We start from the raw sequence: 14,611 nt of genomic DNA, 5'->3' as shown, positions 1-14,611 counted from the left end.
CCGACAGACTATAGATAAGGAAGCTAATGTTACCTCTGTAGTCTCAGGACTCAAGCAAAAGATGCACCGGGGCTGGCGCAGTACATGGCGTGGTAAATGGCGTAGTAAATGACATAGTACAACAAGGCCTGGACTGGCCGGGAGGTGGCTGGCGGCAATGACCCATAGCGGCCGGGCCCGGTATCATCATGTAGATATAGCTCAACGCCAGTTTTTTAACGCAATATCTTTTAACGCAATAACGCGATTCTTGGCCATACTTAGTCTCATTGCGGTCCCATGGAGGGGTACTGATGTTGAGTTTAAAGTTGAGTTTAAAGTTGAGTTTAATGCTGCTGTTACTGGTGCTGATGCCGCCCCTGCAGGCCGCCGAACGGATATGGTGGCACAACGAAAACAACGAGTTGAATGAAGCCGGCCAGATGTTGACAGAGCTGTTACTGCCCGACCCGGCCGCCATGAACGACTTGTCGTTGGCCGAACGAGATGCCTGGCTCAGCCGGGAATGGCGCCGGGTGCTGGCACAACGGGCCCGCTTTGCCCAGTATCCCCTTGCTCCCGATCAAGCCGAGGCCGGTTTCGAGCAGGCCCTGCACAGCGGCGAGCTGAGCGCCTATTTGCGCCGCCAATTGCCGGACTATCCCGGCTACCGCCAGCTCAAGCAGCATTACCAGGCCCTGAGTCAAATCAAACACATCACACCACTGCCCCCCGGTGGCGAGGTGCGCCCCGGCGAACGGGACAGGGCCATTCCCGCATTACGCCAACGGCTGACCGAGCTGGGTTATTCCTTGAAAGCCCCCCGGGGCCGGGCCGATGCGCTGGATCGCAACCTGAGCGACATCCTCAAAGGGCTGCAACAGGCCAATGGCCTGGCGCCGAACGGCCGACTCACCGCCGATATTCGCACCATGCTGAATCGCTCGCCCGCCGAACTGCGCCAAGAGCTGCGCCATAACCTGCGCCGCTGGCTCTTGCTGCCGCCCGCCGCCCCCGATCAGTATCTGCTGGTGAATATTCCCGCCTACCGACTGACACTGTTCAACTCAACAGGTCCGACCCTGAGCATGAAGGTGATCGTCGGGCGGCCCGACTGGCCCACGCCCGAGCTGGGTACCCATATCAGGGCGCTCAAGGTCAATCCGGACTGGACCCCCACCGCCAACATCATCCGCGAAGACCTGCTGCCGGCCCAGCGCCGCGACCGGGGTTTTTTGTCGCGCCACGGTTTCGGCGTCTGGCTGCCGGGCGTCGCGGGCCGGCAGGATCCGGGCACCATCGACTGGCAGCAGCCCCCGGCCGGCATGAGGCTGGTGCAGGCCCCCGGGCCCGACAATGCCCTGGGGCGCTTCAAGTTCGAAATGAATAACCCCTTCGACATTTATCTGCACGACACCCCGGACAAACGGCCGTTCGCCGAGGCGCAAAGAGCCCTGAGCCACGGTTGTGTACGCCTGGCCGAGTCGGACCAACTGGTGCAAAACCTGGGCTGGTCGCTGCCGGAATATAAGCAGACCCGCATACTGCCCGCACATCGCAAGATACCGGTGTTTCTGGTGTATTTCACCGCCTGGGTAGACGAAGGTGGCCGTTTGGTGACTTCGCCGGATATCTATAACAAGAACGGAATGAGCTGAAGCGGCGTAGAGCGAGGCATGCCATTACTTGATATTGAAGATGCTGCCGTTTGGCTGACAGGGAGAGAACATGATGTTGCGGCAAATACACACCAACCCATACCAGTGGCCAAAGCCGGGGCGACGAAAGCACAGGGGCACCACCATGGTGGAGTTTTCCATTGTGGCCGGGCTTTTCTTGCTGTTGATGTTTGCCATCATCGATCTGGCCATGCTCGGCTTTATCAACATGACCATGCAGAACGCGGTACGTGAGGGCACTCGCTATGCCATTACCGGGCGGACCGACCTGGATCCGGAAAGTAAAGGCGATCGCAGAAAGGCGGTGCTGAACAAAATAAAACAGCACAGCATGGGGTTCTACGATCAGGTGACGGAAGACGGCAAGGTCAGGGTGAAGGATATCGATGGTAATGATTATTCCGGCACCATGGGTGCCGCCGGGCAGATTATCGTGGTCAGTATCGATGGCAGCTGGTCCTTGATGACTCCCTTGATTGCACCCTTTTTTGACAAGGGGCAATACGACTTTACCGTTAGTGCCACCATGAAAAACGAAAATTATTGATAAGAAAGCTATTGATAATGCGCTATTGAGGATCCGTTATGCACAGGCATCGCCGTTCTGAACAAGGTTTGGCCGTTGTTGAAATGACCATCATGCTGCCCTTGCTGCTGATGATGGTGTTTGGCGGCTTTGAAATATACCGCTTGCTGCTGGCCAACAACATCATCATCGGCATGAGCCGGGAAGGGGCCAATCTGGTGGCCCGCACCACAGAGCCGGAACAAAAGGTGATGGAGGTGCTGTCCACCACCGCCACCCCGCTGGTGATGAAAGATCATGGCACCATGTTCGTGACCGTGCTGGTGGGGACGGCAGATGGAAAGCCGCCACGAGTACAGGAACAATATCGCTGGACGGGCAGTAGCTACAGTGAAAAGAGCGAGAGCCGGGTATGGAGTGGGTGTGGTAGTGCCGATGCCGATAGTAGTTACTGGGATAATGGAAGCTGCAAACTACCGGATACCCGGCCCACATTGGCGAGTTTCGATATGGAGATGACCGAGGGAGAAACGATACATGTGGTCGAGGTGATGTATCAGTATGAAAACATCATCGCCTATGCGATCACCGACGACCTGGAGCTTTATTCACGCTCCCTGTTGTGATGGAAGAAATTCGCTTTCGAATTGCAATCGAGGCGTAACAGCACGGTAACGGACGAGGAATAATTCATGAAGGGATGCAGCAGAAAACGCAGTGCCGGCGTCGTTATGGTGCTGGCGACCGTTGCCATGGTGGCCTTGCTGGCCATGGTGGGTCTGGCACTGGATGTGGGCAAAACCTATGGGGTCAGAGCCAAGCTCTATGCGGCGGTGGATGCGGCAGCCCTTGCAGCGGCCTCGGCGGTGGCAGAGGGTTCGGACAACGCCAAAAAAGCAGCAGTAAAGTATTTCAACGCCAACATGCCGCCCGAGTATCTTGGCAGTGCTTTTACCCTGGAGGAAAAGGACATTGGCATCAGCTTCAATAGCGAAGGTGATGCCACCATCGATATATCGGCGACCGCCGATGTGCCGACCTTTTTCCTCCCGGTCATAGGTAAAGAATTGATCGGAGTCGGGGTCAATGCCCAAACGGTACGCCGGGCGGTGGATCTGGCCTTTGTAGCGGATAATACCGGTTCGTTGAGCAGTGTGGGAACTCAGGTCACGGCACGTTCCCAGGATTTCGTACAAAAATTTCATCCCAGTTACGATCGTCTGGCATTAATCCATTATGCCTACGGCGCCAAAGAGCTGGTCTCTTTTAAAGATAAAAGAGGTTATGACCAAGATGGGATGGTCACATCAATAGGAAGTAATTTCAAATATTCGGGTCATACCAATTCGTCCGAAGGCATGTGGGCCGGGCTGGAGGCTCACCGCAAGGCCGTAAATCCGGCCAGTTTGCGGGTTATTGTCTTCTTTACCGATGGTTCTCCCAACACCTTTTCGTCCGAGTTCAGTTTGGGCGGCATCACCTATCGTGGTGCCATCCGCTCGGGTGACGGCTCCAGCGGCAGTACGGCGGGCCTGTGGTGGCACAACGAGGTGAATAGCAAGTTGCCTTCAGCCGGTGGATTTTATGGCACCAATCTCTATCAGCAGTTGGCGGCTTTACCGGTGGAAGACAACCTGCACACCGGCAATGGAGACAAGTTCAAGCTGGTTGACTCCAATCACCCCAGGCGGCCGGTATCGCAACTGTCAATCGGTGCCACCCCCGCTGAATATTACAAAAAAATCAATCACATATCCCGAAATCTGATGGAGGACATGGCGGAGCGGGCCAGGGAACAAGATATCTATGTCTTTACCCTGGGGCTGGGTTCCCTGTTGAAGCAGGCAACGGGACCGGATAACAGTGAAGTCAGTGAAGACATGCTGTTGCGTATGGCCAATGATCCCCGCTCGGCAGATTACAACTCGGACCAGAAAGAAGGCATCTACTGCTATGCCGAAAACGAGACCGCTCTCGGTCCCTGTTTCGAGGAGATCCGCAAGGCGATCATCCGCCTGAGTCGCTGATGAAGGCCGGTATACAGAGCCAGGAGCAAGTGAAAATCGGGGCAGGTAGTTTTTAAAACATAAAATAGAACGTTTCAATTGGAACTTGCCTGTTACCTTTCTAAAATTTTCAGTTCTTCAGAGTGGTGGGATTCAACGGAAGGCGTTATAAATAAAGGGGGTCAGTTAACAAGGCTTGTTGAAAGGGGGTGAAAGTTTAATGCGTTGGGGGTAAGCCGGAAGGAAAAAAGGAAGAGAAAAAGGAAGAGAAGTTAAAGATTTTATTTTAAAGTTACCTTGTATGCTGTTTGGTATAGCAATACCGGATGCCAGTTTTAAAGGGACCCGGCTGATACATCAGCCTTTTATCTAAAGATGGAACGAGGAAATAATCATGAAACTGTTAACCGAACTGAATCGTCTGCTGCAGGATGAAGAAGGGCTGACCATGGTGGAATATGCGGTAGCGGGTGCCCTGGTGGCGGCCGGCGCGGCAGGTGCCTTTGTAACATTAGGTGGTAACGTAGAATCTAGAATTACGTGCCTTTCAGAAATCGTCGGGGAGACGACTTCTAGTAGTCTTAGTACAGGTGGCAAGGATAAATGTTGATAATATAATATAGGGCAGCATTGCTGCCCTCATTTTATTTATTAAATGGTGACGCTATGGAACAGCTACCATTAATTGTTTTACTGATGTCCGCCTCCTGGCTGGATCTCAGAACCCACAAGATCCCCAATATGATGACCCTGCCCTTTATTCCGCTGGGGCTGCTGTTTCATGCCGGGTTTGGCGAGGGGATATTATTCTCCCTGGCCGGGCTTGGCTTTGCTTTTTTGATATTGTTTCCCGTTTTTGTTTGCCGCTTTCTCGCCGGGGGTGACGTCAAGCTGGGGCTGTGCATCGGCACCTTTCTCGGCTGGCAGTTGTTTCTGGAATCGCTGCTGTACGGGTTGATAATCGGGCTGCCGCTGGTGCTGTTGTATGCCTGGAAAGAAGTGGGCTGGTCCGGCTTCAAACAGACCTTTATGCGTTACGGCTTCATTCTGGGCAGCAGAAAATACCTGAGCCCGGTGGCCGGGGAGCTGGGCGGGCTCAAGGTACCTTACGGCCCGGCACTGGCGCTGGGAGCCGGGCTGGCGATGGCCCTGCACCATTTCGGTTTATTCCGCCTGGTCTCGTAGGGTCGAATTTATTCGACCTTTATCAGAGGTTTGTTCGACCGTTATTCGACCTTTATTAGAGGTTCACTCGACCGTGATGCGCCAAGGCATGGAACAGCATGGCGATATTGCGCAGGCATTCGGTGAAACCCGGTCGACTGAAGTCGACCCTACCATTAAGGCTTACAGCTTAAGGCTTACAGCTTAAGGCTTGTAAAAATAGGAGGTAACAAGGATGTACCTGCCAAAACCGAAAACCCTGGCCGACACCGGCCTGTCGAAGGAGTTGTTGCTCCGGCTGACGCTGCGCCACCTGCAGGAAGAGGGCACACTATCGATGCCGGCACTGAGCGATCGACTTTGCTTGCGTGGCAGCGTGGTAGAGCCCCTGCTGCAGGAGCTGAAAATACTGCAGTTGGTAGAGGTACGCGCCTCGGGTCGCTCGGGTGATATCATTCGCTACGCCCTGACCGCCAAGGGACAATACGAGGCCCAGGAGCTGAGTGCGCGTGATGGCTACATAGGCCCGGCGCCGATACCGCTGGAGGCCTATAACCGACTGGTACGGAGCCAGGCATTGGGCGAGCGTTGCATTCGCCGTGATCAGCTGGAGCAGGCGCTTAGTGATATGGTGATAAGCCAGGAACTGGTGAATACACTGGGGCCGGCGCTGAACTCCCGCCGGCCCTTGCTGATCTACGGCCATGCGGGTACCGGTAAAAGCTTTCTGTGTCGTCGTTTCAACAAGATTTTCGACGACGACACGATTTATGTGCCCCATGCCATCGCGGTGCAGAACACCATAATACCCATCTTCGATCTCCTCTATCACTGGCGGGCCGACGACCCCATGCATAACCAGAGCGAAGACATGGACAGCCGCTATGTTCCCTGCAAGCGGCCATTGGTGATGGTGGGCGGCGAGCTGAAGCTGGATACGCTGGAGGTCCACTTCGACCGGCAGTCCCGCCAGTACAGAGCCCCCTTGCAGATGAAGGCCAATAACGGCGTCTTTTTGATTGACGATTTGGGGCGGCAGGGCTTTGCGGCCGATGCGCTGTTCAACCGCTGGATAGTACCCATGGAAGAACGGCGGGATTTTCTGTCATTGCCCAATGGCCTGCACTTCGATATTCCCTTCGAACAGATACTGGTGTTTTCCACCAACCTGGACCCGGAAACCATTGCCGACGAAGCCTTTTTGCGCCGACTTGGCTACAAGATTGAATTGGGCGCCATGCCGCAGGACTTATATAAGAAGATATGGCTGATGAACCTGGAGAAATATCAGCTGGTAGCCAAGGATTCACTGTTTGCATATATGGTTGACGAGTTACATGAAAATAGCGAAAAACCGCTGATTGCCTGTTATCCGCGGGATATTCTGGGTATTGCCCGAGACATAATGCACTTTAACGGCCAGGCCGGTGAACCGCTCGATGAAAAGATTCTGAAAAAAGCCTGGAGCATGTATTGCGTGCATTGACTATACTTTTTTGCTTTTCAGCACAGCCTGGTTAACAACGGCTGATTAATGATGGTTAATGACTGTTTATTAATAATCGTCTGTTAATAGGTCTGTTAATTGAAAGGGTTGTAGTAAACCTAAGGATGGGGTTATGAAAACACGAACCGTAATGCTTTTATTCTTGTCGGTAATATTCGGCCTCGGTGCCGCCTGGATGGCCAATAACTGGCTTGAACAGCAAAGCGCCGCCAGCACCCGCCAGGCCGAGCGGTCGGGCAGCGAGCTGGTTCAGGTAGTGGTGGCGTCGGTGGACCTGGCCCCCGGCGTGCAGATCGATCCCATTCATGTCCAGTTCAAGCAGATAGACGCCCGCCTGGTGCCCCCCGGTGCCATCAGTACCCTGGCAGACACCCAGGGCATGGTAACCCGGAACAACCTTTATAAAGGTGACGTACTGCGCAAGGAGCGACTCACGCCCATAGGGCAGGGCAGCACCCTCTCCGTGCTGCTGGAGCCGGGCATGCGGGCGGTAACGGTGCGGGTGAACGACGTTATCGGGGTGGCGGGCTTTCTGTTACCCGGCAACCGGGTGGACATTCTGTTTACCGAGGGTGAAATGACCCGCACCGTGCTGAAAAACCTCAAGGTACTGGCAGTGGATCAAACCCAGCATACGGATGAAAACCGGCCCAAGCTGGTGCGTGCCGTTACCCTGGAAGTAGACCCGGAGCAGGCCGAAAAACTGGTCAACGCCAGTTCCAACGGTCGTATTCAGCTGGCACTGCGTAATCCCAACGACGAGCAGGATCTGAACGACATAGTGGCCGCGCTCTCGCAGGAGCCTGCCCGGTCTGTAGCAGCAGAGCCGCGGCCCAGGGCCCGGCCTCGCCAGTTATCGGTTGATCTCATCAAGGGCACCAATCAGCAGCAGGTGCCGGTAAAAAGCTGAATACCAACAAAAACAAGGTTCACACGGAGGTGGCTATGAAAACACTGCTTAATGCTACGTTAGGAGCCCTGCTGCTGCTGTCGCCCGGCCTGTTATGGGCCGGGGGCAGCCTGCAGCAGGCAGGGAATGAAGTGCAGTTACCCATTCACAAATCCCGCTCGCTCATGCTGGACAGACCCGCCAGCCGGGTATCGGTGGGCAACCCCGCCATTGCCGATGTGCTGGTGTTGCAGGATCGGGAGCTGTACCTGGTGGGCAAGTCGCTCGGCCATACCAACCTGATGGTGTGGGACATGAACGATGGCCTGATGCAGGTGTACGACATCGAGGTCAGCCACGATCTGCAGGGGCTGAAAGAACGGCTCTATCGCTTCCTGCCCAACGAGCCGATTCAGGTGCATACCTCCCAGGGCCAGCTGGTGATGAGCGGCGAGGTGTCGGATCTGAACCGGCTGAACGCCGCCTACGAGCTGGGACGGGGCTATGTGGTGGCCGCCGAGGGGGGTGTGGCCCGCTCCGAGGTGATGAACATGATGAGCGTGGGCGGCGGCCAGCAGGTGATGCTGGAAGTGACCGTGGCCGAGGTGGCGCGAGATACCTCGCGCAGCTGGGAGTCGGCCTTCGAGCTGCTCGAAAGCTCGGGCAACTGGGGCTTTTCGCTGCTGCGTGACAGCGTGGATGCCCTCAGAGTGGGCGGAACCAATACCGTGTTGGGCAGTTTTGCCAGTGCCGACACCGTGTTTAACGTGGCGCTGGACCTGGCCAAAACCCGCGGCCTGGCCCGGGTGCTGGCCGAGCCGCGCATTACCGCCATCAGCGGTCAGTCGGCCGAGTTCCTCTCCGGCGGAGAATTTCCAGTGCCGGTGCCCGATGAAGATGGCATTGCCATCGAATACAAGGAGTTTGGCGTGGGGCTCAAGTTTACGCCCGTGGTGCTGAGCAGCGGCAAGATCAACCTCAATCTCAATGTGTCGGTCAGCGAGCCGGTGGTGGCCAACCAGGCCAATATCCCCCTGTTCGGCGAGATTACCGCGCTCAGCAAGCGCAGTGCCGGCACCACGGTCGAGCTGGGCGATGGTCAGACCATCAGCATCGCCGGCCTGCTCAGCGAAAACACCCGCGAGTCGGTCAGCCAACTGCCCTTCGTGGGCGATATTCCGGTACTGGGCAATCTCTTTACCAGCCGCAGCTTCGCCAAAGGCGAGTCTGAACTGGTGATCATGGTCACCCCCCGCCTGGTACGCCCCTTCGACAAACAGCAGGTCAGCCTGCCGACCGACGGCTTTATCGAGCCTAACGATATCGAGTTTTACCTGCTGGGCAGAATGTCGCAGCGCGACCGGGAAAACGAACAGGCACCGATGGCGCAGCAGGGTAATAGCGGCATGAGCCAGACGGTGGCCGAAGGCGGCATGGAGCAGACCTATGGCCAGTCGTTGTAGTGCTGTAGTAGTCGTTGTAGTGCTGTAATAGAGATGACCAGCCGGTACAGACAAGGAGACACAGAATGAAACGGATACTACTGATCATGCTGACCAGCGGCGTTGTCGCCGGTTGTGCAGGCGAACGGCATTATGACTTTGCCATGGGTGACGATATTCAGGAGCTGGACGAGCTGCAGATCATGGACCCCGATGCCGGCCTGCGTAACGACGGCAAAATTGCCGCCCTTACCCTGAATGGGGAATACGGAGTCTCATTGCACGACAAATACGTGAAAGGGGCGGAAGCCCCCAGTGAGGGCAAAACCCAGGTAACTCTCAACTTCGGCGAGTAAAGGTCGGGGAGTAAAGGTCGGCGACTAACTTTCGGAGACTAATTAATAAGCAGGAGAAACAGCATGAAAGCGTTATCGCACCGCAAGCAACAGAAAGGCGCCGTGCTCGTCCTGGTGACGATAGCGCTCTTTACGCTGCTCGGCTTCACCGCCCTGGCCCTGGATGGGGGCTATTTGTTGCTGAATAAGACCCGAGTGCAGGATGCGGTGGATTCGGCCGCGTTGAGTGGGGCCAAGACTTTAAATCTTAAAGATAAAAACGAAAATACACACGACAAGGCACGTGATGCGGTTGAGGATACCCTGCGAGAAATCTTAAACGGCCCTGGATTTAAGCAGGTGAACGTCGACCTGAATAATCTGGCTACGGAGTTAGATATTGAATTTTCCATAAATCCTGTTCCTTTTGAACCCACTACGGATACGGCGGCCAGATCAATTCGGGTACGTCTCAATACAGTACCTGTGGATCAATTTCTTTCACAATTGGTGGTGGATACTTGGCAGGTCAGAGCATCTGCAGTTGCGGCTACATCATCTGAAAAAGATGATGCACAGATTATTCCTCTGCTGATGTGTGCTGAAAGCACCAGCGATGAAGAAATAGGTTCCGGAAATTTTGGTTTTGAAACAGCTAACTGGGATGGCACTGGAAATTCCGGTGATATTATTGTGATTAAAAGATCTGCAAAGAAGGAAGACAACCCACTAGATCCTGGCAACTTTCTGGGGCTGGACTTCAAGTGCTTTGAAAATGACCTTAGTGCGGATTGTAGTGGAGATCCCAATGGTGGAGGCGGCAGTCTTTATAAACATGCTCTTTCCGGAAAATTGTTTCAGAACTCTTACGTAAGTATTGAAGACTCAGTCACCACTCTCCCTGGTGGTAGGGTTGGACCTTCAGAAGGAGGAGTTAATACAAGGTTTAATAAGTTCGATGCAGATATGGGAAGTTACGAACCCCAAGGAGTTGCAGGAACGAGCAGTAGTTCTGCGTGGTATTATCCAGATTGCAAACTGCCACCTTATATGGCGACAGGGGGACAACCTGTTGAGTTTAGTGATAATGACTTTGCTGCCATTCCCGGAGATAGTCCAGGGAGTATCGTTCTTTCTCCAGGCCCAAAATATGATCAGCTTGAAAAATACGGTGATTATGTCAATGCCCCCGATGCCAACTATGATTTTTGTGAGAATGAGAGAAGGATTGTCAGTGTACCAGTGGCAGACTGTAGTAACCCTCTTTATAAAGACGAGGTTCATGGGAAGACCAAATTCGAGATAATAGGATTAAGCTGCTTTTTTCTTAATCAAGAAGTAACAGGAAAAGGAAACACCCAGTATATAGTTGCAGAGAAAATACATTGTGGACCAAATGACAATGGATTTAACGGAGGTGGTTCAGAAAGGATTGTGCTGTACGATGACACTGATAGTGGAGACTCATGATGAATAAGATCAAAAAACCATCCACTCAACGAGGTATTGCGATTGTTGAAGCAACCATTGTGTTACCGTTGTTATTGCTACTAATGCTTGCTATTGGTGAGTTTGGCCGAATGCTTTATCAATATCATATACTCACCAAGGCAGTTCGTGCAGGAACGCATCATCTTGGTCCTGAAAACTGGCATAACGATGACCTTGAGCGGCCAATGATGGAAGACAAAATAAAAAAGCTGATTGTTTATGGTGATGACAGTGTATCTGTGAATAGTGTGTTGCCTGGTCTAACTTTCTCTGATATATCAATTGGTTATAAGCAGATTCCTGTTGGAAGTACCTATGCTTACATGGTTGTTGACGCCAGATATAACTGGCAACCGGTGTTCGGTAGTAAATTCAATACGTTCTTTGGTAATGAAATCGATCTGACATTTCCTCTGGAAACCAGTATTACTTCAAGGATGATGACGAACTGATGAACATTACACCTGAAAAAAAAAGAACAGTAAGAAAGCAAAGGGGCACGACCACGGTAGAATTTTCTATTGTAGCCGGAGTTATTTTTCTGGTGCTGTTTTCTGTTATGGAGCTGGGGCGGTTGATATATAACTGGTCCATGCTGAACGAGTCGTCCCGTCAGGCAGCCAGACTGGCGGCTGTCTGTATGCCGGATGAGCGTCAGGCTGTGGCTGATGATGTAGCAGCAAGGCTGGATATTGCCATGGGTAGTTTCAACGGATCCAACATAAATATCAGATACCTGACAGACGGTATGGCAACGGTGAGCAACCCGCAAAGCAACCTGAGCGATATTCGCTATGTTCAGGCCAGTATCGTGGGTTATACCTTTCAGCCTGTTTTACCCTTGCCTACGAACCTGGCTATTCAGTCACCGGATTTTACCACTACCCTGAGAGCCGAGAGTCTGGGACGGACGACAAGTGGTGACATTCCCTGCTTTCCTTGATTTGGAGTGATTTATGACAGACGCCAAAATTGTAGAACTGGAAAGCGCTTTATCACCTCGCTCGCCGCTGGCCTGTCCGTTGCAAATCAGCGTGATGGATCCGGATGGTCGTTTATGGTCAGAGTTGCAAAGTCAGCTTCAGTCCAGCCAGTTGCAGCTGCGCCGCCTGTCCGAGCGGGATTCCCTGCCCAAGGCTGGGCGTCAGCTGTTGCTGCTGGTGGATAATCCCATGATCTCCACCCTGTTTGATGAACTGGAGCACAGGCAAACGGCAACGCCGCCACTGATAGTGGTGGGCGACCCGGGCAACACGACCCTGATGCGCCGAGCCATGCGGCTGGGGGCGGTCGACTTCTTGCCCTTCGACTATCAGCCGGCGGAGCTGTGGTCGGCCCTGACCCGGGTGGCCGACAAACAGGCGGCCAGTGCCTCGCTGGCGCCGGTGACCGTGGTGGTAAACGGCAAACCCGGCTCCGGTGCCAGCTTTATTTGCGCCAACCTGGGTTATGCGCTGGGCCGGCGCCACGACGACGACAAGACACTGCTGGTGGATGCCAACCTGCATTATGGCTCGCTGGCGGATTATCTGAATGTACAAGACAAACAAGGCAGCCTGGCCGGCGGCATGGAAAGAGCGACGGAAATGGATGCCATGGCCCTGTCGGGCATGGTCAGCCTGGCACGGGAGCGACTGGATGTGCTGCCCTCTCTGCCGGCCTCGCTTACCGACCATTATCAGCCCACGGCAAAGCACTGTTCCCAGCTGACGTATCTGCTGCGCAGCCAGTATCAGCAGGTGGTGGTAGACCTGTCTCGCGGGCCCGAAAACTGGAACCTGCCCATGCTGGAATGCGCCGACCACGTGCTGGTGGTGATGCAGCAGTCTCTGTCCGCCCTGCGTGAAACCCTGTATCTGCTGAAACGGCTCCGGCACGAGCTGGGCATACCGAAAAACCGGATTATTTTGCTGATAAACCGTTACGACAAGAAGAAGGATCTATCTTTAAAAAAAATAGAGCAGACCACGGAGATCACTCATATTCTCACCTTGCTCAATGATTTCACCATGGCGGAAAATTGTACCGACCTGGGCAAGCTGGTGGTGGAAGTAGAAAAAAAACACAAACTGGTCAGGGTATTTGACGACATTGTCGCCGAAATTACGCCGCAGGATGAAGAAGAAGCCACCAGGCCCGGATTGCTTAAAAGGTGGTTTGGCCGGCACTGAACAGCCGGTTTTTTCGGCACTGATTTTCGGCACTGAATAGCTGAGTCGATTAGCACCGAGTAGCTGATTCGATTTGCACTGAATTAGTACTGAGTAATAATGGGGGTCAAGGATGAACCTGGAAGATTATATTCTCAACACGGATGAAGAAGCCTATAAACATCGTCTGCATGGCAAGTTGATGGATATGCTGGACTTGCCCATGCTGCAAACCATTTCCCGCGAGCAGGCCAGCGAACAGATAGAGCGCCTGTGCTTTCAGATAATGCAAGACTCGCCCACCCCGCTGTCGGTGGACTCCCGTCAGAAAATCGTGCGTCAGCTGCTTGACGAAATACTGGGGCACGGCCCGCTAGAGCCCTTGCTGGCCGACCCGGGTATTGCAGACATCATGGTCAATGGCGCCAAAAGCATCTATGTGGAACGCCGGGGGCGCATAGAGCGGGTGCCGCTCACCTTTACCGACGACGACCACCTGATGGGGGTAATAGAACGTATCGTGTCCAGCGTGGGCCGCCGTATCGACGAGCTGTCGCCCATGGTGGATGCCCGCCTGAAAGACGGCTCCCGGGTCAACGCCATCATACCGCCGCTGGCGCTGAACGGCCCCGTGCTGTCCATTCGACGCTTCACGGTCGAAAAGCTGGCGGTAGATACCCTTATCGACTTCGGTACCATCACCTCGCCCATCGCCCAGGTGATGGAGGCGGTGGTCAAGGGCAAGCTCAATATTCTTATTTCCGGCGGTACCGGTACCGGTAAAACCACCTTCCTCAACATACTGTCCGGCTTTATTCCGGCCAACCAGCGCATCATTACGGTGGAAGACTCCGCCGAGCTGCAGTTGCAGCAGCCCCATGTGGTACAGCTGGAAAGCCGGCCCGCCAACATAGAGGGGCGGGGCGAGGTTGCCATGCGTGACCTGGTGAAAAACACCCTGCGGATGCGGCCCGACCGCATAGTAGTAGGGGAGGTGCGGGGCGCCGAGGCGTTCGACATGCTCACCGCCATGAACACCGGTCACGAAGGCTCGCTTACCACCATTCACGCCAACACCCCGCGTGATGCATTGGGCCGGCTCGAAAACATGGTGTCCATGACCGGCTTCGACATGCCGGTGAAGAACATTCGGGCCCAGGTGGCCTCGGCGCTGGATCTGATCATTCAGCTGGAGCGGCAGGAGGACGGCAAGCGGCGCATGGTCAGCATGCAGGAGGTGCACGGCATGGAAGGCGATACCATCACCATGTCGGAGATTTTTACCTTCGAGCGTACCGGTATCGATGCCGAAGGCAAGGTGCTGGGGCGCCATCGTCCCACCGGCGTGATGCCCAACTTCTACGATCGCCTGGCCCAACGGGGCATGGTATTGCCGCGCAGCCTCTTCGGTGACGACGAGCTGCATCGGGACATTTTCTAGCG

15 protein-coding genes are annotated in these 14,611 nt (G+C 54.4%); all 15 read left to right on the top strand.

Going from position 1 to position 14,611, the window contains the following annotated elements:
• The first annotated feature begins 329 nt into the window (after positions 1-329).
• The 15 genes from HNR62_RS00385 (at position 330) to HNR62_RS00315 (ending at position 14,609) form a co-directional block, all read left to right on the top strand.
• Positions 330-1,637, top strand: coding sequence for a L,D-transpeptidase family protein (locus tag HNR62_RS00385; RefSeq protein WP_204794117.1), 1,308 nt, complete (start codon positions 330-332; stop codon positions 1,635-1,637).
• Between the two features lie 70 nt (positions 1,638-1,707).
• The gene (locus HNR62_RS00380; RefSeq protein ID WP_204794116.1) at positions 1,708-2,205 is read left to right on the top strand and encodes a TadE/TadG family type IV pilus assembly protein; all 498 of its coding nucleotides are present in this window, start codon (positions 1,708-1,710) and stop codon (positions 2,203-2,205) included.
• Positions 2,206-2,243: 38 nt separating this feature from the next.
• A complete protein-coding gene (locus tag HNR62_RS00375; RefSeq protein ID WP_204794115.1) occupies positions 2,244-2,810 on the top strand; it encodes a TadE/TadG family type IV pilus assembly protein in 567 nt (188 codons plus the stop codon).
• A 66-nt stretch (positions 2,811-2,876) separates the two neighbouring features.
• Positions 2,877-4,211, top strand: coding sequence for a vWA domain-containing protein (locus HNR62_RS00370; protein WP_204794114.1), 1,335 nt, complete (start codon positions 2,877-2,879; stop codon positions 4,209-4,211).
• 373 nt (positions 4,212-4,584) lie between these two features.
• Complete coding sequence (locus tag HNR62_RS00365; RefSeq protein ID WP_204794113.1) at positions 4,585-4,800, top strand: pilus assembly protein; 216 nt, start codon at positions 4,585-4,587, stop codon at positions 4,798-4,800.
• Positions 4,801-4,856: 56 nt separating this feature from the next.
• Complete coding sequence (locus HNR62_RS00360; RefSeq protein WP_204794112.1) at positions 4,857-5,375, top strand: A24 family peptidase; 519 nt, start codon at positions 4,857-4,859, stop codon at positions 5,373-5,375.
• A gap of 214 nt (positions 5,376-5,589) precedes the next feature.
• Positions 5,590-6,840, top strand: coding sequence for a P-loop NTPase family protein (locus tag HNR62_RS00355; RefSeq protein ID WP_204794111.1), 1,251 nt, complete (start codon positions 5,590-5,592; stop codon positions 6,838-6,840).
• A gap of 133 nt (positions 6,841-6,973) precedes the next feature.
• Positions 6,974-7,771 carry a Flp pilus assembly protein CpaB gene (gene cpaB / locus HNR62_RS00350; protein WP_204794110.1) on the top strand — a complete coding sequence of 266 codons (798 nt, stop codon included), beginning with the start codon at positions 6,974-6,976 and terminating at the stop codon, positions 7,769-7,771.
• 35 nt (positions 7,772-7,806) lie between these two features.
• On the top strand, positions 7,807-9,213 hold the full coding sequence (locus tag HNR62_RS00345) for a type II and III secretion system protein family protein (protein ID WP_204794109.1): 1,407 nt from the start codon (positions 7,807-7,809) through the stop codon (positions 9,211-9,213).
• 65 nt (positions 9,214-9,278) lie between these two features.
• On the top strand, positions 9,279-9,548 hold the full coding sequence (locus HNR62_RS00340) for an addiction module component (protein WP_204794108.1): 270 nt from the start codon (positions 9,279-9,281) through the stop codon (positions 9,546-9,548).
• Between the two features lie 63 nt (positions 9,549-9,611).
• Positions 9,612-10,997 (top strand): pilus assembly protein TadG-related protein, encoded by a 1,386-nt coding sequence (locus tag HNR62_RS00335; protein ID WP_204794107.1) that lies wholly within the window; start codon positions 9,612-9,614, stop codon positions 10,995-10,997.
• A complete protein-coding gene (locus tag HNR62_RS00330) occupies positions 10,994-11,470 on the top strand; it encodes a TadE family protein (protein ID WP_239552500.1) in 477 nt (158 codons plus the stop codon). The genes HNR62_RS00335 and HNR62_RS00330 overlap by 4 nt, the downstream gene beginning before the upstream one ends.
• Positions 11,470-11,961 (top strand): TadE/TadG family type IV pilus assembly protein, encoded by a 492-nt coding sequence (locus HNR62_RS00325; protein WP_204794106.1) that lies wholly within the window; start codon positions 11,470-11,472, stop codon positions 11,959-11,961. Before HNR62_RS00330 ends, HNR62_RS00325 begins: the two co-directional genes overlap by 1 nt.
• A 13-nt stretch (positions 11,962-11,974) precedes the next feature.
• Entirely contained in the window at positions 11,975-13,189 is a 1,215-nt protein-coding gene (locus HNR62_RS00320; RefSeq protein WP_204794105.1) for a CpaE/TadZ family protein, read from the top strand.
• A 112-nt stretch (positions 13,190-13,301) separates the two neighbouring features.
• Entirely contained in the window at positions 13,302-14,609 is a 1,308-nt protein-coding gene (locus tag HNR62_RS00315) for a TadA family conjugal transfer-associated ATPase (protein WP_204794104.1), read from the top strand.
• Positions 14,610-14,611: the final 2 nt, after the last annotated feature.

Origin of the sequence: Oceanisphaera litoralis (assembly GCF_016907015.1) — a bacterium.
GTDB classification, from domain to species: Bacteria; Pseudomonadota; Gammaproteobacteria; order Enterobacterales; family Aeromonadaceae; genus Oceanimonas; species Oceanimonas litoralis.
Note: the sequence above shows the minus strand (reverse complement) of the source record. Positions and strands in the feature narration are given on the sequence as shown.

Coding starts and splice junctions, on each gene's coding strand:
- HNR62_RS00385 (WP_204794117.1), top strand. CDS start 330: ATGCTGCTGTTACTGGTGCTGATGCCGCCCCTGCAGGCCGCCGAACGG.
- HNR62_RS00380 (WP_204794116.1), top strand. CDS start 1,708: ATGATGTTGCGGCAAATACACACCAACCCATACCAGTGGCCAAAGCCG.
- HNR62_RS00375 (WP_204794115.1), top strand. CDS start 2,244: ATGCACAGGCATCGCCGTTCTGAACAAGGTTTGGCCGTTGTTGAAATG.
- HNR62_RS00370 (WP_204794114.1), top strand. CDS start 2,877: ATGAAGGGATGCAGCAGAAAACGCAGTGCCGGCGTCGTTATGGTGCTG.
- HNR62_RS00365 (WP_204794113.1), top strand. CDS start 4,585: ATGAAACTGTTAACCGAACTGAATCGTCTGCTGCAGGATGAAGAAGGG.
- HNR62_RS00360 (WP_204794112.1), top strand. CDS start 4,857: ATGGAACAGCTACCATTAATTGTTTTACTGATGTCCGCCTCCTGGCTG.
- HNR62_RS00355 (WP_204794111.1), top strand. CDS start 5,590: ATGTACCTGCCAAAACCGAAAACCCTGGCCGACACCGGCCTGTCGAAG.
- cpaB (WP_204794110.1), top strand. CDS start 6,974: ATGAAAACACGAACCGTAATGCTTTTATTCTTGTCGGTAATATTCGGC.
- HNR62_RS00345 (WP_204794109.1), top strand. CDS start 7,807: ATGAAAACACTGCTTAATGCTACGTTAGGAGCCCTGCTGCTGCTGTCG.
- HNR62_RS00340 (WP_204794108.1), top strand. CDS start 9,279: ATGAAACGGATACTACTGATCATGCTGACCAGCGGCGTTGTCGCCGGT.
- HNR62_RS00335 (WP_204794107.1), top strand. CDS start 9,612: ATGAAAGCGTTATCGCACCGCAAGCAACAGAAAGGCGCCGTGCTCGTC.
- HNR62_RS00330 (WP_239552500.1), top strand. CDS start 10,994: ATGATGAATAAGATCAAAAAACCATCCACTCAACGAGGTATTGCGATT.
- HNR62_RS00325 (WP_204794106.1), top strand. CDS start 11,470: ATGAACATTACACCTGAAAAAAAAAGAACAGTAAGAAAGCAAAGGGGC.
- HNR62_RS00320 (WP_204794105.1), top strand. CDS start 11,975: ATGACAGACGCCAAAATTGTAGAACTGGAAAGCGCTTTATCACCTCGC.
- HNR62_RS00315 (WP_204794104.1), top strand. CDS start 13,302: ATGAACCTGGAAGATTATATTCTCAACACGGATGAAGAAGCCTATAAA.